Source organism: Streptomyces sp. NPDC057854 (genome assembly GCF_042797055.1).
GTDB lineage: Bacteria > Actinomycetota > Actinomycetes > Streptomycetales > Streptomycetaceae > Streptomyces.
This window is the reverse complement of sequence record NZ_JBHVMF010000003.1, coordinates 318808-337212: the sequence shown is the minus strand read 5'-3', so window position 1 is coordinate 337212 and position 18405 is coordinate 318808. Positions and strand designations below refer to the sequence as shown.

The following is an 18405-nucleotide window of genomic DNA, read 5'->3' as shown; positions in this document are numbered from 1 at the left end:
GGGTGTTCACGCCTGCACCTCCGGCGAAGTCGAAGGGGCGGCCGGGCCGATGCGGACCAGGTCGCCGGGGCGGGCGCCGGTGCCGGCGAGGACGCCGCGGCCGGCCGAGTTCATCGGGAGCCAGACGACCCGGTCGGGCATCTCGGTGACCTGGAGGGGGAAGGCGACGGAGCCCGCGGGGCCGGTGACCTCCAGCAGGTCGCCGTCCTTGACGCCGGTGTCGGCCGCGGTGCCGGCGGAGAGCCGGGCGACGGCCGCGTGGCGGGTGCCGGCCAGCGCCTCGTCGCCCTCCTGGAGCCGGCCGAGGTCGAGCAGGAGCCGGTGGCCGCCGAGGACGGCCTCGCCGTCGCCGGGCCGGGGCGCGGGCACGGCGTGCGCGGCGGGCTCGGAGGCCCGCTCCTCGGTCCAGCGGCCGAGCCGGTCCATCTCGCGCCGGGCCGCCTTCAGGTCGGGCAGGCCGAGGTGGGCGTCCATGGCGTCGGCGAGCATGTGGAGGACCCGCAGGTCGCTCGGGGCGAGCGTCCTCGTCATCTGCTCGGGCTTGAGCGCGGCCTCGAACATCCGGACGCGGCCTTCCCAGTTGAGGAAGGTGCCGGGCTTCTCGGCGACGGCGGCGACCGGGAGGACGACGTCGGCGCGCTCGGTGACGGCGCCGGGGCGCAGTTCGAGGGAGACGACGAAGGCCGCGTCGAGGGCTTCCCGCGCGCGTGCCGGGTCGGGCAGGTCGTCGGCGTCGACGCCGCCGACGAGCAGCGCGGCGAGTTCGCCGGCGGCGGCGGCCTCCACGATCTGGCCGGTGTCGCGGCCGTAGCCATGCGGGAGTTCGCGGACGCCCCAGGCGGCGGCGACCTCCTCGCGGGCGCGGGGGTCGGTCGCGGGACGGCCGCCGGGCAGCAGGCTCGGCAGCGCGCCGGCCTCGACCGCGCCGCGCTCGCCGGCCCGGCGCGGGATCCAGACGAGCTGCGCGCCGGTGGCGGCGGAGGCGCGGAGGGCGGCGGTGAGCGCGCCGGGCACGCCGGCGAGCCGTTCGCCGACGGCGATGACGGCGCCGTCCTGGCGCAGGGCCTCGGCGGCGGCCCAGCCGGTGGAGTCGAGGCCGACGCGGGAGGTGAGGGCGTCGAGCCACTCGGCCTCGGTGCCGGGGGCGGCGGGCAGCAGGGTGCCGCCGGCCTTCTCCAGGCCGCGGGTGGCGTGGGTGGCGACGGCGTACGTCTTCTGTCCGCGCTTGCGCCACGCCTTGCGGAGCCGCAGGAAGACGCCGGGGGCCTCCTCCTCGGACTCCAGGCCGACGAGCAGCACCGTCGGCGCGGCTTCGAGCGAGGTGTACGTGACCCCGGAGCCGTCCAGGTCGCGGCCGCGTCCCGCCACGTGCGCGGCGAGGAAGTCGGCCTCCTCGCCGGAGTGGACGCGGGCGCGGAAGTCGACGTCGTGGGTGTCGAGGGCGACCCGCGCGAACTTGGCGTAGGCGTAGGCGTCCTCGACGGTGAGCCGGCCGCCGGCGAGGACGCCGGTCCGGCCGCGGACGAGTCCGCGGGCGGCGGCCTCCAGCGCCTCGGGCCAGGACGCCGGTTCGAGGACGCCCTGGGCGTTGCGCACGAGCGGGGTCGTCAGCCGGTCGCGCTGCTGCGCGTACCGGAAGGCGAACCGGCCCTTGTCGCAGATCCACTCCTCGTTGACCTCGGGGTCGTCCTGCGCGAGACGGCGCATGACCTTGCCGCGCCGGTGGTCGGTGCGGGTGGCGCAGCCGCCGGCGCAGTGCTCGCACACGGAGGGCGAGGACACCAGGTCGAAGGGGCGGGAGCGGAAGCGGTACGCCGCCGAGGTGAGGGCGCCGACCGGGCAGATCTGGATGGTGTTGCCGGAGAAGTACGACTCGAAGGGGTCGCCGTCGCCGGTGCCGACCTGCTGGAGGGCGCCGCGCTCGATGAGTTCGATCATCGGGTCGCCGGCGACCTGGTTCGAGAAGCGGGTGCAGCGGGCGCACAGGACGCACCGCTCGCGGTCGAGCAGCACCTGGGTGGAGATCGGGACGGGCTTCTCGTAGGTCCGCTTGACGCCGTCGAAGCGGGAGTCGGCCTGCCCGTGGGACATGGCCTGGTTCTGCAGGGGGCACTCGCCGCCCTTGTCGCAGACCGGGCAGTCCAGCGGGTGGTTGATGAGCAGCAGCTCCATCACGCCGTGCTGGGCCTTCTCGGCGACCGGCGACGTCAGCTGCGACTTGACGACCATGCCGTCGGTGCAGGTGATGGTGCAGGAGGCCATCGGCTTGCGCTGGCCCTCGACCTCGACGATGCACTGGCGGCAGGCGCCGGCGGGGTCGAGGAGCGGGTGGTCGCAGAAGCGGGGGATCTCGATGCCGAGCTGTTCGGCGGCGCGGATGACCAGGGTCCCCTTGGGGACGGAGATCTCGGCGCCGTCGATGGTCAGCGTCACGAGGTCTTCCGGCGGTACGGCCGGGCTTCCGCCGCCCGCGCTGTCGGGCGTGGTGACGGTCATGCGGTCACCTCCTTGTGGTTGTCCGCCCAGGCGGTCGACTTGGCCGGGTCGAAGGGGCAGCCCTTGCCCGTGATGTGCTGCTCGTACTCGTCGCGGAAGTACTTCAGCGAGGAGAAGATCGGCGAGGCGGCGCCGTCGCCGAGGGCGCAGAACGACTTGCCGTTGATGTTGTCGGCGATGTCGTTCAGCTTGTCGAGGTCGGACATCACGCCCCGGCCGGCCTCGATGTCGCGGAGGAGCTGGACGAGCCAGTAGGTGCCCTCGCGGCAGGGGGTGCACTTGCCGCAGGACTCGTGGGCGTAGAACTCGGTCCAGCGGGTGACGGCCCGGACGACGCAGGTGGTCTCGTCGAAGCACTGGAGGGCCTTGGTGCCGAGCATGGAGCCGGCGGCGCCGACGCCCTCGTAGTCGAGGGGCACGTCGAGGTGCTCCTCGGTGAACATGGGGGTGGAGGAGCCGCCGGGGGTCCAGAACTTGAGCCGGTGTCCGGGGCGCATGCCGCCGCTCATGTCGAGGAGCTGGCGCAGGGTGATGCCGAGGGGGGCCTCGTACTGGCCGGGCGAGGCGACGTGGCCGCTCAGCGAGTAGAGCGTGAAGCCGGGGGACTTCTCGCTGCCCATCGAGGTGAACCAGTCCTTGCCGCGGTGCAGGATCGCGGGAACGGACGCGATGGACTCGACGTTGTTCACCACGGTGGGGCAGGCGTAGAGGCCGGCGACCGCGGGGAAGGGGGGCCGGAGCCGGGGCTGGCCGCGGCGGCCTTCGAGCGAGTCGAGGAGGGCGGTCTCCTCGCCGCAGATGTACGCGCCGGCGCCGGCGTGCACGGTGAGTTCGACGTCGAGCCCGCTGCCGAGGACGTTCCGGCCGAGGTAGCCGGCCTGGTACGCCTCGCGGACGGCCTCGTGGAGGCGGCGCAGGACGGGGACGACCTCGCCGCGCAGGTAGATGAAGGCGTGGTTCGAGCGGATCGCGTAGCAGGCGATCACGATGCCCTCGATGAGGGAGTGCGGGTTGGCGAAGAGGAGGGGGATGTCCTTGCAGGTGCCGGGCTCGGACTCGTCGGCGTTGACGACGAGGTAGTGCGGCTTGCCGTCGCCCTGCGGGATGAACTGCCACTTCATGCCGGTGGGGAAGCCGGCGCCGCCGCGTCCGCGGAGCCCGGAGTCCTTCACGTACGCGATGAGGTCGTCGGGGCTCATGGCGAGGGCCTTGCGCAGGCCCTGGTAGCCGTCGTGGCGTTCGTACGTCTCCAGGGTCCAGGAGTCGGGCTGGTCCCAGAAGGCGGAGAGCACCGGGGAGAGAAGCTTCTCCGGGCTGCTGGAGTTGATCTCGGCGGCCAAGGTCATCACTCTCCCTCCTGACCGGCTGCCTCACCGCGCGGGTGGACGATGCGGGTCTGCTGCGGGGTCTCGCCCTTGGCCAGCCGGAGGCCGACGAGGGACGCGGGGCCCGCGCCGCCGGTGGCCGCGACGGCGCCGGGGCGCTCGTCGGGGAAGCCGGCGAGGATGCGGGCGGTCTCCTTGAAGGTGCACAGGGGGGCGCCGCGGGTGGGTTCGACGGTGCGGCCCGCGCGGAGGTCGTCGACCATCTTCTTGGCCGACTCGGGGGTCTGGTTGTCGAAGAACTCCCAGTTGACCATCACGACGGGGGCGTAGTCGCAGGCGGCGTTGCACTCGATGTGCTCGAGGGTGACCTTGCCGTCCTCGGTGGTCTCGTTGTTGCCGACGCCGAGGTGCTGCTTCAGTTCCTCGAAGATGGCGTCGCCGCCCATGACCGCGCACAGGGTGTTGGTGCAGACGCCGACCTGGTAGTCGCCGGACGGCTTGCGGCGGTACATGGTGTAGAAGGTGGCGACGGCGGTGACCTCGGCGGTGGTCAGGCCGAGCATGTCGGCGCAGAACTGCATGCCGGTGCGGGTCACGTGGCCCTCCTCCGCCTGCACGAGGTGCAGCATCGGCAGGAGCGCGGAGCGGGAGCCGGGGTAGCGGTCGATGATCGCCTGGGCGTCCGCCGTCAGGCGGGCGTGGACGTCCGCCGGGTACGGGTCCGCGGGGAGCTGGGGCATCCCGAGGCTGACGTTCTCGGTCATCGGTCGACGCCTCCCATCACGGGGTCGATGGAGGCGACGGCGACGATGACGTCGGCGACCTGGCCGCCCTCGCACATCGCGGCCATGGCCTGGAGGTTGGTGAAGGACGGGTCGCGGAAGTGGACCCGGAAGGGGCGGGTGCCGCCGTCGGAGACCACGTGCACGCCGAGTTCGCCCTTGGGGGACTCGACGGCCGCGTACGCCTGGCCGGCCGGGACCCGGAAGCCCTCGGTGACCAGCTTGAAGTGGTGGATCAGGGCCTCCATGGAGGTGCCCATGATCTTCTTGATGTGGTCGAGGGAGTTGCCGAGGCCGTCGGGGCCGAGGGCGAGCTGGGCGGGCCAGGCGATCTTCTTGTCGCCGACCATGACCGGGCCGGGCTCCAGCCGGTCGAGGCACTGCTCGACGATCCGCAGCGACTGGCGCATCTCCTCCAGGCGGACGAGGAAGCGGCCGTAGGCGTCGCAGGTGTCGGCGGTGGGGACCTCGAAGTCGTAGGTCTCGTAGCCGCAGTACGGGTCGGTCTTCCGCAGGTCGTGCGGGAGGCCCGCGGAGCGGAGGATCGGTCCGGTGGCGCCGAGGGCCATGCAGCCGGTCAGGTCGAGGTGGCCGACGCCCTGCATGCGGGCCTTGAAGATGGGGTTGCCGGTGGCGAGCTTGTCGTACTCCGGCAGGTTCTTCTTCATGGTCTTCACGAACTCGCGCACGGCGTCGACGCCGCCGGGCGGCAGGTCCTGGGCGAGGCCGCCGGGCCGGATGTACGCGTGGTTCATGCGCAGGCCGGTGATCAGCTCGTACAGGTCCAGGATCATCTCGCGGTCCCGGAAGCCGTAGATCATGATCGTGGTGGCGCCGAGCTCCATGCCGCCGGTGGCGATGCACACCAGGTGCGAGGAGAGCCGGTTGAGCTCCATGAGCAGGACCCGGATGACGCTCGCCCGGTCGGGGACGTCGTCGGTGATGCCGAGCAGCTTCTCCACGCCGAGGCAGTACGCCGTCTCGTTGTAGAACGAGGTGAGGTAGTCCATGCGCGTGACGAAGGTGGTGCCCTGCGTCCAGGTCCGGTACTCGAGGTTCTTCTCGATGCCGGTGTGGAGGTAGCCGATGCCGCAGCGGGCCTCGGTGACGGTCTCGCCGTCGATCTCCAGGATGAGCCGGAGCACGCCGTGGGTGGACGGGTGCTGGGGGCCCATGTTGACGACGATCCGCTCGTCGTCGGCCTTCGCCGCGGACTGGACGACCTCGTCCCAGTCGCCGCCGGTGACCGTGTAGACGGACCCCTCGGTGGTCTCGCGGGGGCTGGATGCGGTGCTGTTCACGAGTACGACCTCCGCTGGTCCGGAGCCGGGATCTGGGCGCCCTTGTACTCGACGGCGATGCCGCCGAGCGGATAGTCCTTGCGCTGCGGGTGGCCCTGCCAGTCGTCCGGCATCATGATCCGGGTGAGGGCCGGGTGGCCTTCGAAGACGATCCCGAAGAAGTCGTACGTCTCGCGCTCGTGCCAGTCGTTCGTCGGGTAGACGGCGACGAGGGACGGGATCCGCGGGTCGGCGTCGGGGGCGGAGACCTCCAGCCGGATCAGCCGCCCGTGGGTGAGCGACCGCAGGTGGTAGACGGCGTGCAGCTCGCGGCCCTTGTCGCCCGGGTAGTGGACGCCGGAGACGCCGGTGCAGAGCTCGAAGCGGAGCGCCGGGTCGTCGCGCAGGGTGCGGGCCACGCGGACCAGGTGCTCGCGCTCGATGTGGAAGGTGAGCTCGCCGCGGTCGACGACCGTCTTCTCGATGGCGTTCTCGGGGACGAGCCCCTGCTCCTCCAGGGCGCCTTCGAGCTCGTCGGCGACCTCGTCGAACCAGCCGCCGTAGGGGCGGGCGGCCGGGCCGGGGAGGCGGATCGAGCGGACGAGGCCGCCGTAACCGGAGGTGTCGCCGCCGTTGTTCGCGCCGAACATGCCGCGCTGGAGCCGTACCTCCTCCCCGTGGTCACCGCGCTGCCCGGGCAGGTTCTGCGCGGAGAGCTCCTTCTCGGGGTTCGGCGTTTCTTCGCTCAACGCAGCAGACCCTTCATCTCGATGGTCGGCAGTGCCTTCAGCGCCGCCTCCTCCGCCTCGCGGGCCGCCTCCTCGGCGTTCACGCCGAGCTTGGAGCCCTGGATCTTCTGGTGGAGCTTGAGGATCGCGTCCATCAGCATCTCCGGGCGCGGCGGGCAGCCCGGCAGGTAGATGTCGACCGGCACGATGTGGTCGACGCCCTGCACGATCGCGTAGTTGTTGAACATGCCGCCCGAGGAGGCGCAGACGCCCATGGAGATCACCCACTTGGGGTTGGGCATCTGGTCGTAGACCTGCCGCAGGACGGGCGCCATCTTCTGGCTGACCCGGCCGGCGACGATCATCAGGTCGGCCTGGCGCGGGGAGCCGCGGAAGACCTCCATGCCGAAGCGGGCGAGGTCGTAGCGGCCGGCGCCGGTCGTCATCATCTCGATGGCGCAGCAGGCGAGGCCGAAGGTCGCGGGGAAGACGGACGCCTTCCGGACCCAGCCCGCGGCCTGCTCGACGGTGGTCAGCAGGAAACCGCTGGGCAGCTTCTCTTCGAGTCCCATGGGTGCTCCTCAGCCCCTCAGTCCCATTCCAGGCCGCCGCGCCGCCACACGTAGGCGTAGGCGACGAAGACGGTGAGCACGAAGAGCAGCATCTCCACGAGCCCGAAAAGCCCCAGGGCGTCGAAGGTGACGGCCCAGGGGTAGAGGAAGACGATCTCGATGTCGAAGACGATGAAGAGCATCGCCGTCAGGTAGTACTTGATGGGGAAGCGGCCTCCCCCGGCGGGCGTCGGCGTGGGCTCGATGCCGCACTCGTACGCCTCAAGTTTTGCCCTGTTGTACCGCTTTGGCCCGATTAGCGTGGCCATGACCACGGAGAAGATCGCAAACCCCGCACCCAGGGCACCGAGCACGAGGATGGGCGCGTACGCATTCACGCTCCTCGCTCCTTCCAGTCGTCCTTGACCGTTGGACCGCACTGTCGGCTCGCTCGCGGAGCCCCGCGGCGACCTCCGGGAAGATCGCCCACATGTGAGGCAGTTCACAAGCCCGACGTCCGCGTATCTTAAGCCCGCCCCTCTGTGATCTGCGACACGGGGGTCGCCAACGGATTTGTGATCTCCACCACCTGACGAAGGATCATGAAGTCGGATGAGCAGTGATCTTGTCGCGTGAAGCGCCCAGGTGATCACCAGGTGTGACATTCGGACCGGAAATCGCTGGTCGGAACGGGTGGCGCTCTATCAAGAGATGGGCCGTGCAAGCAAATTGGCAGTGGACGCGTCTGGGTGATATAGGCAGGGCCGTCGCCCGTCCGAGGGGCCCGCGGGACGGAAGTGGACGCCGCGGCTCCGTGTGCACGCGTTCACGAGACGAGGGTGTGACCTGCGTCACGCCGCGGCGGCCCGAAAAGAACGGGGCTTGGCCATCGGCTTCAAGAGGTGGTAAGCGAGGGGCAATTCGGGCATCTCATTGAAAACCCATGATCAAGGGCACAATGAGCCGTGCCCGTTTTGCCCGTTACGGCGTCAATAAGGGGGCCGAGGAAGCGGATTGTGGAGTTCCGGTCGTAACTGTGGCGCAACCCACGTTTCTTGAAGGGAACCGTGAAGCCCTGATAGCGGTTGTACCCATGTCCCACACCGCTCACATACCCAGCCACCGGAAGCCCCGCCGCAGCGCCTCGAAGCTCGCGCTCCGCGCCGGAGTTGCCGGTGGCGTCCTCGGCACCATCGCGGTGGCCGGTGCTGCCGGCCCGGCGAGTGCCGAGCCGGTGACCGAGACCATCGAGATGCCCACCCTGGGCTCTCTCACCGCGGACCTCTCCAGCGCCGTGGCCGCCTCCGCCGAGGCGTCCCAGCAGGAGGCCCTCGACCAGAGCCTGCAGGCCCAGGAGGCCGCCGCCCTGGAGAAGGCCGCCAAGGAGGCCAAGAAGGCCAAGGCCGAGGCCGACCGCAAGGCCGAGGCCGAGCGCGCCGAGAAGGCCCGCCAGGAGGCCGAGGCGAAGGCCGAGCGCGAGCGCGCCGAGGCCGAGGCCCGCGCCGAGGCGCAGGCCCGCGCCGCCCGCGACGCCGCCCGCACCCAGCTGCGCACCACCGCGGCGTCCGACGCGTCCTCCTCGTCCTCCTCCTCGGACTCCGGTTCGCGCGCGGACTCGTCGAGCGACAGCGGCTCCTCCGCCTCCTCCTCGGAGTCGACCCAGGCCGCCTCCGGCACCGCCGCCGCGATCGTCGCCTTCGCCCGCGCCCAGGTCGGCGACGCGTACGTCACCGGCGGCACCGGCCCCAACTCGTGGGACTGCTCCGGCCTCGTCCAGGCCGCCTACGCCGCCGCCGGCATCGACCTGCCGCGCATCTCGTACCAGCAGTCGAGCATGGGCACCTCCGTCTCCCTGGGCAACCTCCAGCCGGGCGACATCCTCTACTGGGGCAGCCGCAGCGGCTCGTACCACGTCGCCGTCTACGTCGGCGGCGGCAAGTACGTCGGCGCGCAGAACTCGTCCACCGGCGTCGTCGAGCGCTCGCTCGACTGGGACCCGCCGTCGGGCGCCGTCCGCATCCTCTGATCCCGGGCGATCGGAGCAGTACGAAGGGCCGTCACTCCTCGGGGGAGCGACGGCCCTTCGGCGTGTCCGGGGCCCGGGCGTCAGGCCTTCGGGGCGACCTTCGAGAGGCCGTTGATGATGCGGTCCATCGCGTCGCCGCCCGTGGGGTCGGTGAGGTTGGCCAGCATCTTGAGGGTGAACTTCATCAGGAGCGGGTGGGTCAGGCCGCGCTGGGTGGCGATCTTCATGATCTTCGGGTTGCCGATGAGCTTCACGAAGGCGCGGCCCAGCGTGTAGTAGCCGCCGTAGGTGTCCTTGAGGACGCGCGGGTAGCGCTGGAGGGCCAGTTCGCGCTGGGCGGGGGTGGCGCGGGCGTGGGCCTGGACGATGACGTCGGCGGCGATCTGGCCGGACTCCATCGCGTAGGCGATGCCCTCGCCGTTGAACGGGTTGACCAGGCCGCCCGCGTCGCCGACGAGCAGCAGGCCCTTGGTGTAGTGCGGCTGGCGGTTGAAGGCCATCGGGAGGGCCGCGCCGCGGATCGGCGTCGTCATGTTCTCCGGGGTGAAGCCCCAGTCCTCCGGCATCGACGCGCACCACGTCTTCAGCACCTCGCGCCAGTCCAGCTCACGGAAGGCGGACGAGGAGTCGAGGATGCCCAGGCCGACGTTGGAGGTGCCGTCGCCCATGCCGAAGATCCAGCCGTAGCCGGGGAGGAGGCGGTCCTCGGGGCCGCGCTTGTCCCACAGCTCCAGCCACGACTCCAGGTAGTCGTCGTCGTGCCGGGGGGTCGTGAAGTACGTGCGGACGGCGACGCCCATCGGGCGGTCCTCGCGCCGGTGCAGGCCCATGGCGAGGGACAGGCGCGTCGAGTTGCCGTCGGCGGCGACGACCAGCGGGGCGTGGAAGGTGACCTCGGTCTTCTCCTCGCCGAGCTTGGCGTGGACGCCGGTGATCCGGCCGGTGCGGGCGTCCACGACCGGGGCGCCGACGTTGCAGCGCTCGTACAGGCGGGCGCCGGCCTTCTGCGCCTGCCGGGCCAGCATCTCGTCGAAGTCGTCGCGCTTGCGGACCAGTCCGTAGTCCGGGTACGAGGCGAGGTCGGGCCAGTCCAGCTGGAGCCGCACGCCGCCGCCGATGATCCGCAGGCCCTTGTTGCGCAGCCAGCCGGCCTCTTCGGAGATGTCGATGCCCATCGAGACGAGCTGCTTCGTGGCGCGCGGGGTGAGGCCGTCGCCGCAGACCTTCTCGCGCGGGAACGCCGTCTTCTCCAGGAGCAGCACGTCCAGGCCGGCCTTGGCCAGGTAGTACGCGGTGGTGGAGCCGGCCGGGCCCGCTCCGACGACGATCACATCTGCGCTGTGCTCGGAGAGGGGGGTCTCGGTCACGGCGAATCTCCCGAAAGGTCGGCGAAGAGGGTCGTAGGGAAGTCTAGGGCGGGCCCCTCCGCCGACGACGGCGCCCTGCACCGCCGACCGGGTCTCCGGCGGCGGACGGGCCCGGCGGCGGACGGGGCGCTGCGGGGGTTACGCGGGCTTGAAGCCGCGGTGGAGGGCGACGATGCCGCCAGTCAGGTTCCGCCAGGCCACCTTCGACCAGCCGGCCTTCTGGAGCAGGCCCGCGAGGGACGGCTGGTCGGGCCAGGACTGGATGGACTCGGCGAGGTAGACGTACGCGTCGGGGTTGGAGGACACCGCGCGGGCGACCGGCGGCAGCGCGCGCATCAGGTACTCCTCGTACACCGTGCGGAACGGGCCCCACGTCGGGTGCGAGAACTCGCAGATGACGACCCGGCCGCCGGGCTTCGTCACCCGGTACAGCTCGCGCAGCGCCTGCTCGGTGTCCTGGATGTTGCGGAGCCCGAAGGAGATCGTCACCGCGTCGAAGACGTCGTCCCGGAAGGGCAGCTTCGTGCCGTCGCCCGCCGTGAACGGCATCCACGGGTGCCGCTGCTTCCCGACCCGCAGCATGCCGAGCGAGAAGTCGCACGGGACGACGTACGCGCCCGCCCGCGCGAACGGCTGCGAGGAGGTGGCGGTGCCGGCCGCGAGGTCGAGGACCTTCTGCGCGGGCCGGGCGTCGACCGCCTTGGCGACCTCCTTGCGCCAGCGGCGGTCCTGGCCGAGCGAGAGCACGTCGTTGGTGAGGTCGTAGTTGGCCGCCACGTCGTCGAACATGGAGGCGACTTCGTGCGGCTGTTTGTCCAGGTTGGCTCGGGTCACGGAACCCATTCAAGCAGCCGCCCGAATCTCTCCCCGTACCGCTTCAACCTTTCGGGCCCGGGCGTGCTCAAGGACGGTCGGACACAGCAGACGGCGGCGAGGAGAGCAGAGGTGCGATGGCAGTGACGACCGAGGCCGGGCCGAGGGCGGTCCCGGCCGTGGACGTGGGGTCGGAGACCGGGTTCGAGGAGTTCGCGCGCTCCGCGCAGCAGCGGCTGTACCGGACGGCGTACCTGCTCTGCGGGGACGCGGAGGGCGCGCGGGACCTGACCCAGACCACGCTCGCGAAGCTGTACCAGCACTGGCGGCGGGCGGGCGCGGCCGAGCATCCGCTCGCGTACGCCAAGACCGTGCTGACCAGGACGTTCCTCGCCGAGCGGCGGCGCCGGCTGCGGGACCTGCTGGCGCTCGGCCGGGCCGGGGGGACCGTGCCCGAGGCCGTCGCCGACCACGCCGACCTGCGCGTGACGCTGCTCGCGGCGCTCGCCGAACTCCCGCCCCGGGCGCGGGCGATGGTGGTGCTGCGCTACTGGGACGACCAGAGCGTGGCCTCCGTGGCGGCGCTGCTGCGGTGCAGCGAGGCCACCGTGAAGAGCCAGTGCTCGCGCTCGCTCGCCCGACTCCGCACCCGGCTGGCCGACGCCGGGCTCTCGATGGAAGGAAGCTGAGGTTCACCGTGGACACCGATGAGACCTTTCTGCTCCGCGACGCCCTGGACCGTACGGCCGAGGACCTTCCGCCGCTGCCCGACCTCGTGCCGCTGGCGGTGCGCGAGGGGCGCAGGCGGCGGGCCCGTGCCCGGTTCGCGGTCGGTACGGCCGCGTTCGCCGTGGTCACGGCGGGGGCGCTCGGCCTGGCGCTGCTGCCGGGCGGCGGTACCGGCGAGCCGCTGCCGGCCGCGCCGACCGTCCGCGAGACGCGGCTGACGGGGGCCGACTGGGTCCGCCGTGACGAGTACCGCGGGCAGATGGCCCGGCTGCTGGGCTCGGAGCTGCCGGTGGAGCTCGTCCGGCCGGTGGGCGACCGGGTGAGCGAGTACGTGATCGAGGCCGGCGGCGGGAGCTTCCGCGCGGTCGTGTCGGTGCGGCGGCCCGTGAACGACGGGGTGCGGCGGGACCGGCGGGAGATGGAGGTCGGGGAGCTGCGGCTCGGGCCGGTCAGCGAGTCGCCCGACCGGGTGCTGGTGAGGTACGCGTACAAGGACGCCGATGTCGTCCTCGCCGTGTACGCCGGGAAGGACGGGAAGGTGCCGGTGAAGGCCGCCGACCTGCTCGCCGTCGCCGGGGACTGGTCCTTCCCGAGCCTGGTGGAGCGGGCGTACTTCTACCAGATGGAGGCGGACGACCCGCCGCTCGACCCGGTCGCCCCGCCCGCCGGGAATCAGCGGGCGCGGTAGACCAGGCGGCCGTCGAGGACCGTGGCCACGCAGGTGGACGCGCCGCGGCGGACCAGGGTGGCCGGGTCGGGGACGTCGAAGACGGCGAAGCGGGCCGGGGCGCCGGGGGTCGGGCGGGGCAGGAGGATCAGCGGGCGCGGGGAGAGGGACGGCGGGCCGGGGAGCTGGTCGGGGCGCCGGCCGGTGGCGAGGCCGGCGCGGCGGACCGCGTCGGCCGCGGCGCGGGTGCGCAGCTCGCCCGCGATCGCGACCGTGCCGTGCGCGAGCAGCCGCTGGACGCCGCGGCGGGCGCTGGCGGCGAGGCGGGCGGGGTCGGCGCGGAAGAGTTCCGCCGCCCGCTCCCCGGTGATCGGCGCGGTGCCGAGCGTGTCGGCCTCGCGCGGGTCGGGGTGGTAGGTGCGCTCCAGGAGCTCGGGGGCGTACGGGTTGAGCAGGCCGGGCAGCAGGATGCCGGGCCAGCGGCGGAGGCGGGCGTCCTGGTGGGCGTCCGCCAGTTCCTCGTACGGGCCGACGGCGGCGATCCGGGGGCCGTCGACGAGGACGGCCAGCTCCGGGGCGGCGTCGGCGGTGTGGAGGGTGAGCACGGGGCGGTCAGCGGGCGTCGAGGAGCTTCAGCTCGGGGTGGGCGGTGCCGCCCTCGATGGCCACAGAGGAGATGTGGGAGGCGACGCGGTCGTCGGCCGGGTCGTTCGCCGGGTCGTCGTGGACGACCAGGTGCTCGTAGGTGGTGGAGCGCTGGGCGGGGACGCGGCCGGCCTTGCGGATCAGGTCGATGATCTCCAGCCGGTTGGAGCGGTGCTTCGCGCCGGCGGAGGAGACGACGTTCTCCTCCAGCATGATCGAGCCGAGGTCGTCGGCGCCGTAGTGCAGGGAGAGCTGGCCGACCTCCTTGCCGGTGGTGAGCCAGGAGCCCTGGATGTGGGCGACGTTGTCGAGGAAGATCCGGGCGATGGCGATCATGCGCAGGTACTCGAAGAGGGTGGCCTGCGTGCGGCCCTTGAGGTGGTTGTTCTCGGGCTGGTACGTGTACGGGATGAAGGCCCGGAAGCCGCCCGTCCGGTCCTGCGTGTCGCGGATCATCCGCAGGTGCTCGATGCGCTCGGCGTTGGTCTCGCCGGTGCCCATGAGCATGGTGGAGGTGGACTCGACGCCCAGGCCGTGGGCGATCTCCATGATCTCCAGCCAGCGCTCGCCGGACTCCTTGAGCGGCGCGATGGCCTTGCGGGGGCGCTCGGGGAGGAGTTCCGCGCCGGCGCCGGCGAAGGAGTCGAGGCCGGCCGCGTGGATGCGGCCGATGGCCTCCTCGACGGAGACGCCGGAGATGCGCGCCATGTGCTCGACCTCGGACGCGCCGAGGGAGTGGATGACGAGCTGCGGGAACTCCTTCTTGATGGCGGCGAAGTGCTTCTCGTAGTACTCGACGCCGTAGTCCGGGTGGTGGCCGCCCTGGAACATGATCTGGGTGCCGCCGAGCTCGACGGTCTCCGCGCAGCGGCGCAGGATGTCGTCGAGGTCGCGGGTCCAGCCCTTCTTCGTGTCCTTGGGGGCCGCGTAGAAGGCGCAGAACTTGCAGGCGGTGACGCAGACGTTGGTGTAGTTGATGTTCCGCTCGATGATGTACGTCGCGATGTGCTCGGTACCGGCGTAGCGGCGGCGGCGCACGGCGTCGGCGGCGGCGCCGAGGGCGTGCAGGGGCGCCGAGCGGTAGAGGTCGAGCGCCTCCTCGGGGGTGATGCGGCCACCGGCGGCGGCACGGTCGAGAACGGACTGGAGGTCGGCCTTCTCGGTCACCGTTTCGTCCCTTTCGGAGGTTGCTTCGGGGCGGGCAGTCGAGGCGTGCGGTCGAGCGTGCCGGCGCGCGTGCTTCAGGGCCGGTCGGCGGCCCGATCCAGCGTACGCCAGGGGGGTCCGCCCGCCGGGCCGGGGTCCGGGTGGGGATGAATTTCCGATGAACGTTCCCTTGCGCGATTCCGGCGGCGGGAATGGGAAGGCGCCGGAGAGGCCGGGAAACGGGGGCGGCCCGGAAATCCGGGCGGGAATTCGGCGGGCGGCGGGCGGGTCGCCCGGCGGGTTATTGCGGCGGCAGCAGTTCGACCCGCACGTCCGCCGGAAATCCGGTCGTCGGACCGGTGCGGCGGGCGAACTCGCGTACTCCGGCGAGTTGCCCGGGGCCGAAGCGGAAGTCGAGCGTGCGGAAGTAGCGCTCCAGCAGCTCGGCGTCGAATGCCTCCCAGCGGGCGGCCTGTTCGGCGACCTTGGCGACCTCGTCGAGGGAGAGGTCGCGGGAGGCGAGGAAGGCGCGGTGGACCTCGTGGACGGTCTCCGGTTCGCGCTCCAGGTACTCCTTGCGGGTGGCCCAGACGGCGAAGACGAACGGCAGTCCCGTCCATTCCTTCCACATCAGGCCGAGGTCGTGGACGGCGAGGCCGAGCCGGGGCGCGTCGTGCAGCGAGGCCCGCAGGGCGGCGTCGCCGATGAGGACCGCCGCGTCGGCCTCCTGCATCATCAGCCCCAGGTCGGGCGGGCAGGTGTAGTAGTCGGGCGTGACGCCGTACCGCTCCGCGAGCAGCAGCTGGGCGAGGCGCACCGAGGTCCGCGAGGTGGAGCCGAGCGCGACGCGGGCGCCGTCCAGCTCCTCCAGGGGGCGCTGGGAGACGATCACGCAGGACATGACGGGGCCGTCGCAGCCGACGGCGATGTCGGGGAGGGCGACCAGGCCGTCGGCGTGGCGCAGGTACTCGACGAGGGTGATGGGACCGATGTCGAGGTCGCCCCGGACGAGCCGCTCGCTCAGTTTCTCCGGGGTGTCCTTGGTCAGCTCCAGATCGAGGAGCGTCCCGGTCCTGGCGAGGCCCCAGTAGAGGGGCAGGCAGTTCAGGAACTGGATGTGCCCGACGCGGGGCCGGCTGCGCTGGTGCTCGTCGTTCGCATTGTCCACATCGCGAGGCTAGCCCCGTCTCGTACGGTGGACATCGCCGGGGATCCGGTCGGGAAGGCCGTCGCTCTCACCGGCGCGGCGCGTCAGCGGCATAGCGCCGGGATCAAACATGCGGGTGACGTGATCTTTCCCTCTATCGCGTCGCACACACTGCGTGCTACGCTCGACGCAAGTTGCAGTTTGGTTTCCCTTGCAGTACAGAGCCTGCGGAGCATGTGACCCGCAGGCTTTTGTAGTTTTCAGACTTGTTTGCAGGTTCTGGAGCAGGGCGACCCTTTGGCCCATAGGAGGGCTCATGGCTACCGGAACCGTCAAGTGGTTCAACGCTGAAAAGGGCTTTGGCTTCATCGCCCAGGAAGGCGGCGGCCCGGATGTCTTCGTCCACTACTCCGCGATCAACGCGAACGGCTTCCGTTCCCTCGAGGAGAACCAGGCGGTGAGCTTCGACGTCACCCAGGGCCCGAAGGGTCCGCAGGCGGAGAACGTCACCGCGATCTGAACGCCGTAGTGGCGATCGAGATCTTCTAGAGCAGTACCCAAGGAGCCCCGCTCCGTGCCGCCTGCCGGCACGAGCGGGGCTCCTGCCCGTTTTCGGGAGGTCCGGCCGGTCCGCCCGCTCAGCAGTTCGGGATGACGGTTCCGTTGTTGTCGCGGGCCTCGTCGTTGCCCCAGCGGGACAGGTAGTAGGCCGAGACGTAGGCGCCGCGGCCGTTCTTCCCGGCGTAGACGGTGTCGAGGTCGGTGCGGAGCCACCAGTGGTTGTAGTTGCCGGAGGCGTCGCGGATCTCCTGGCCCCAGACCTTGCAGTACACGTAGTTCGTGCCGGCGTTCAGGACGCCCTGCGGGTCGTTCGTGTTGGGCGCGGCGTAGCCGGTGGCGTTGGCGAAGGTGTCCACCCAGTACTTCCCGGTCCCGCCGCCCGAGCAGCCGTTGTCGCTGGTCAGGTGCTTGGAGCCGTACGAGCCGGGGTAGGGCGCGAGCGACACGCCGTTGATCACGATGGTCTGGCCGACGCCGTTGTACAGCTGCTCGTAGTGGATGTGGGCGCCGGAGCTGTTGCCGGTGGAGCCGGTGGTGCCGATCTGCTGGCCCTGGGAGACGGCGGCGCCGTGCGCGACCGAGTAGGCGTTCAGGTGGAAGTAGTACGTCTTCCAGCCGCCGCCGTGGTCGACCACGATGTAGTTGCCGGCGCCGGAGGGCTGCGAGTAGCGGTAGGCGGTGCCGGAGGCGGAGGCGAGGACCGGGGCGCCGGCGGTCGCGCCGCCGTCGGAGCGGACGAAGTCGAGGGCCTGGCGGACCTCGGCGGAGTGGTGGCTGTACGTCCACTTCTGGCCGCAGGCGAAGGGGGCCTTGAAGAGCGGCGCGGCGTGGGCGGTGCCGGCCGTGCCGAGGACGGTGAGCAGCCCGGCGAGCAGGGCCAGCAGGGCGCCGAGGGCGGTGGCCCGGGGGGCGGGGCGGCGGGCGCGGCCGGTGGTGGCGGCGGTGGCCCGGGGGGCGGGGCGAGTCGTACGCGGGTGACGCATGTGTCCTCCGTGGCGTGAGGTGACCAGGGTTTACGCGCGTTGACCGCCCTCAGGGTGCCGGAAGACCGGGCGCCGGAGTAGACCGCGTTCACCACATGCGGAACGGCCCGGATACGTACGCTGGACACATGACCGAACGGAAACCGCCGGGCGTCAGCTTCGAGTCCTTCGTCGACAAGCAGATCCGGGAGGCCACCGCGCGCGGCGAGTTCCGCGCGCTCTCCGGCTTCGGCAAGCCCCTTCCGGACGACACCGCGCCCTACGACGCGCTGTGGTGGGTCAAGCAGAAGCTGCACCGGGAGGGCGTGGCGGTGCTGCCGCCCGCGCTCCAGCTGCGCAAGGACGTCGAGGACGCCGCCGCGGCGGTCGCGGCGGCCCGGTCCGAGGCGCAGGTCCGGCGGATCCTCGGCGAGATCAACACCAAGATCGCGGAAGCCCTGCGCCGCCCGCCGGCCGGTCCCCCGCTGCGCCTGGCGCCCTTCGACGTCGAGGCGGAGCTGGCCCGGTGGCGGGCGGCGCGCGACCCCAAGGGGGCGTGATGAACAGTGCCGGCCTGCTGCTCGACTCCTTCGGCCGGATCCGGGAGGCCGTCCACGCGGCCGTGCAGGGCCTGGACGAGGACCGGCTGGCCGCCCGGATCGACCCGGACGCCAACTCGATCGCCTGGCTCGTCTGGCACCTCACCCGTGTCCAGGACGACCACCTGGCGGACGCCTTCGGTACGGAGCAGGTGTGGCGCTCCGACGGCTGGCGGGACCGCTTCGGCCTGCCGTTCCCGCCCGGCGCGACCGGTTTCGGCCACACGTCCGCGCAGGTCGGGGCCGTACGGGTGCCGGCGGAGCTGCTGCTCGGCTACCACGACGCGGTGCACGAGCGGACGGCGTCGCTGCTGGCCGGGGTGACGAACGCGGACCTGGACCGGGTGGTGGACACCGCGTGGGACCCGCCGGTGACGCTGGGCGTCCGGCTGGTGTCGGTGCTCGCGGAGGACCTCCAGCACGCGGGGCAGGCGGGGTACGTGCGGGGGGTGCTGGAGCGGACGGGCGGCTGAGGCGTGCGCCGTAACCTCTCCTGCCCCGCCGGAGGTTGGCGGGAGATCGATCGAACGAATCCTCGATCCTCCGTACAACCACCCGACCCGATCACGAGTCTGACCGGG

Annotated in this window: 19 protein-coding genes; 6 read left to right on the top strand and 13 right to left on the bottom strand. The window is 71.7% G+C overall.

Features of this window, described 5'->3' with window-relative positions; genetic code table 11:
* Positions 1-6: 6 nt before the first annotated feature.
* The 7 genes from ACFVQZ_RS07800 to ACFVQZ_RS07770 are packed head-to-tail and all read right to left on the bottom strand — an operon-like array spanning position 7 to position 7560.
* A complete protein-coding gene (locus tag ACFVQZ_RS07800; RefSeq protein ID WP_383620413.1) occupies positions 7-2496 on the bottom strand; it encodes an NADH-quinone oxidoreductase subunit G in 2490 nt (829 codons plus the stop codon).
* Complete coding sequence (gene nuoF / locus ACFVQZ_RS07795; RefSeq protein WP_030494810.1) at positions 2493-3842, bottom strand: NADH-quinone oxidoreductase subunit NuoF; 1350 nt, start codon at positions 3840-3842, stop codon at positions 2493-2495. Before nuoF ends, ACFVQZ_RS07800 begins: the two co-directional genes overlap by 4 nt.
* On the bottom strand, positions 3842-4585 hold the full coding sequence (gene nuoE, locus ACFVQZ_RS07790; protein WP_030494811.1) for an NADH-quinone oxidoreductase subunit NuoE: 744 nt from the start codon (positions 4583-4585) through the stop codon (positions 3842-3844). The genes nuoF and nuoE overlap by 1 nt, the downstream gene beginning before the upstream one ends.
* Entirely contained in the window at positions 4582-5904 is a 1323-nt protein-coding gene (locus ACFVQZ_RS07785) for an NADH-quinone oxidoreductase subunit D (RefSeq protein ID WP_030494812.1), read from the bottom strand. The genes nuoE and ACFVQZ_RS07785 overlap by 4 nt, the downstream gene beginning before the upstream one ends.
* Positions 5901-6632, bottom strand: coding sequence for an NADH-quinone oxidoreductase subunit C (locus tag ACFVQZ_RS07780; protein ID WP_030494813.1), 732 nt, complete (start codon positions 6630-6632; stop codon positions 5901-5903). Before ACFVQZ_RS07780 ends, ACFVQZ_RS07785 begins: the two co-directional genes overlap by 4 nt.
* Positions 6629-7183, bottom strand: coding sequence for an NADH-quinone oxidoreductase subunit B family protein (locus ACFVQZ_RS07775; protein ID WP_030494814.1), 555 nt, complete (start codon positions 7181-7183; stop codon positions 6629-6631). The genes ACFVQZ_RS07780 and ACFVQZ_RS07775 overlap by 4 nt, the downstream gene beginning before the upstream one ends.
* 17 nt (positions 7184-7200) lie before the next feature.
* Positions 7201-7560: an NADH-quinone oxidoreductase subunit A gene (locus tag ACFVQZ_RS07770; RefSeq protein WP_030494815.1), complete on the bottom strand. Its 360-nt coding sequence runs from the start codon at positions 7558-7560 to the stop codon at positions 7201-7203.
* Between the two features lie 695 nt (positions 7561-8255).
* On the opposite strand from ACFVQZ_RS07770, the gene ACFVQZ_RS07765 reads away from it, so the two are divergent.
* Positions 8256-9188 (top strand): C40 family peptidase, encoded by a 933-nt coding sequence (locus ACFVQZ_RS07765; protein ID WP_030494816.1) that lies wholly within the window; start codon positions 8256-8258, stop codon positions 9186-9188.
* A gap of 80 nt (positions 9189-9268) precedes the next feature.
* Here the strand turns inward: ACFVQZ_RS07765 and ACFVQZ_RS07760 are convergent, their stop codons facing one another.
* Both ACFVQZ_RS07760 and ACFVQZ_RS07755 read right to left on the bottom strand, forming a co-directional pair.
* Positions 9269-10555, bottom strand: a complete 1287-nt coding sequence (locus ACFVQZ_RS07760; RefSeq protein ID WP_030494817.1) for a geranylgeranyl reductase family protein — start codon at positions 10553-10555, stop codon at positions 9269-9271.
* Between the two features lie 138 nt (positions 10556-10693).
* Complete coding sequence (locus ACFVQZ_RS07755) at positions 10694-11389, bottom strand: demethylmenaquinone methyltransferase (RefSeq protein WP_081959055.1); 696 nt, start codon at positions 11387-11389, stop codon at positions 10694-10696.
* Between the two features lie 116 nt (positions 11390-11505).
* On the opposite strand from ACFVQZ_RS07755, the gene ACFVQZ_RS07750 reads away from it, so the two are divergent.
* Complete coding sequence (locus tag ACFVQZ_RS07750) at positions 11506-12057, top strand: SigE family RNA polymerase sigma factor (protein WP_051787812.1); 552 nt, start codon at positions 11506-11508, stop codon at positions 12055-12057.
* 8 nt (positions 12058-12065) lie between these two features.
* Positions 12066-12785: a hypothetical protein gene (locus ACFVQZ_RS07745; RefSeq protein ID WP_030494820.1), complete on the top strand. Its 720-nt coding sequence runs from the start codon at positions 12066-12068 to the stop codon at positions 12783-12785.
* On the opposite strand, the gene ACFVQZ_RS07740 is transcribed toward ACFVQZ_RS07745, so the two are convergent.
* The 3 genes from ACFVQZ_RS07740 to ACFVQZ_RS07730 form a co-directional block, all read right to left on the bottom strand.
* Entirely contained in the window at positions 12770-13369 is a 600-nt protein-coding gene (locus ACFVQZ_RS07740; protein ID WP_030494821.1) for a hypothetical protein, read from the bottom strand. The two genes, ACFVQZ_RS07745 and ACFVQZ_RS07740, sit on opposite strands and share 16 nt — an antisense overlap.
* Positions 13370-13376: 7 nt before the next feature.
* A complete protein-coding gene (gene mqnC, locus ACFVQZ_RS07735; RefSeq protein ID WP_030494822.1) occupies positions 13377-14576 on the bottom strand; it encodes a cyclic dehypoxanthinyl futalosine synthase in 1200 nt (399 codons plus the stop codon).
* Positions 14577-14856: 280 nt separating this feature from the next.
* Positions 14857-15723 (bottom strand): menaquinone biosynthesis protein, encoded by an 867-nt coding sequence (locus ACFVQZ_RS07730; protein WP_030494823.1) that lies wholly within the window; start codon positions 15721-15723, stop codon positions 14857-14859.
* A gap of 295 nt (positions 15724-16018) precedes the next feature.
* Here ACFVQZ_RS07730 and ACFVQZ_RS07725 point away from each other — a divergent pair, with 295 nt between their 5' ends.
* Entirely contained in the window at positions 16019-16222 is a 204-nt protein-coding gene (locus tag ACFVQZ_RS07725) for a cold-shock protein (RefSeq protein WP_030235313.1), read from the top strand.
* Positions 16223-16340: 118 nt separating this feature from the next.
* Here ACFVQZ_RS07725 and ACFVQZ_RS07720 read toward each other — a convergent pair whose 3' ends face one another.
* A complete protein-coding gene (locus tag ACFVQZ_RS07720) occupies positions 16341-17246 on the bottom strand; it encodes a M23 family metallopeptidase (protein ID WP_081959034.1) in 906 nt (301 codons plus the stop codon).
* A gap of 128 nt (positions 17247-17374) precedes the next feature.
* Between ACFVQZ_RS07720 and ACFVQZ_RS07715 the strand changes: the two genes are divergently transcribed.
* A complete protein-coding gene (locus ACFVQZ_RS07715) occupies positions 17375-17785 on the top strand; it encodes a DUF1992 domain-containing protein (protein WP_030494825.1) in 411 nt (136 codons plus the stop codon).
* Positions 17785-18297 (top strand): DUF664 domain-containing protein, encoded by a 513-nt coding sequence (locus ACFVQZ_RS07710; RefSeq protein ID WP_030494826.1) that lies wholly within the window; start codon positions 17785-17787, stop codon positions 18295-18297. Before ACFVQZ_RS07715 ends, ACFVQZ_RS07710 begins: the two co-directional genes overlap by 1 nt.
* Positions 18298-18405: the final 108 nt, after the last annotated feature.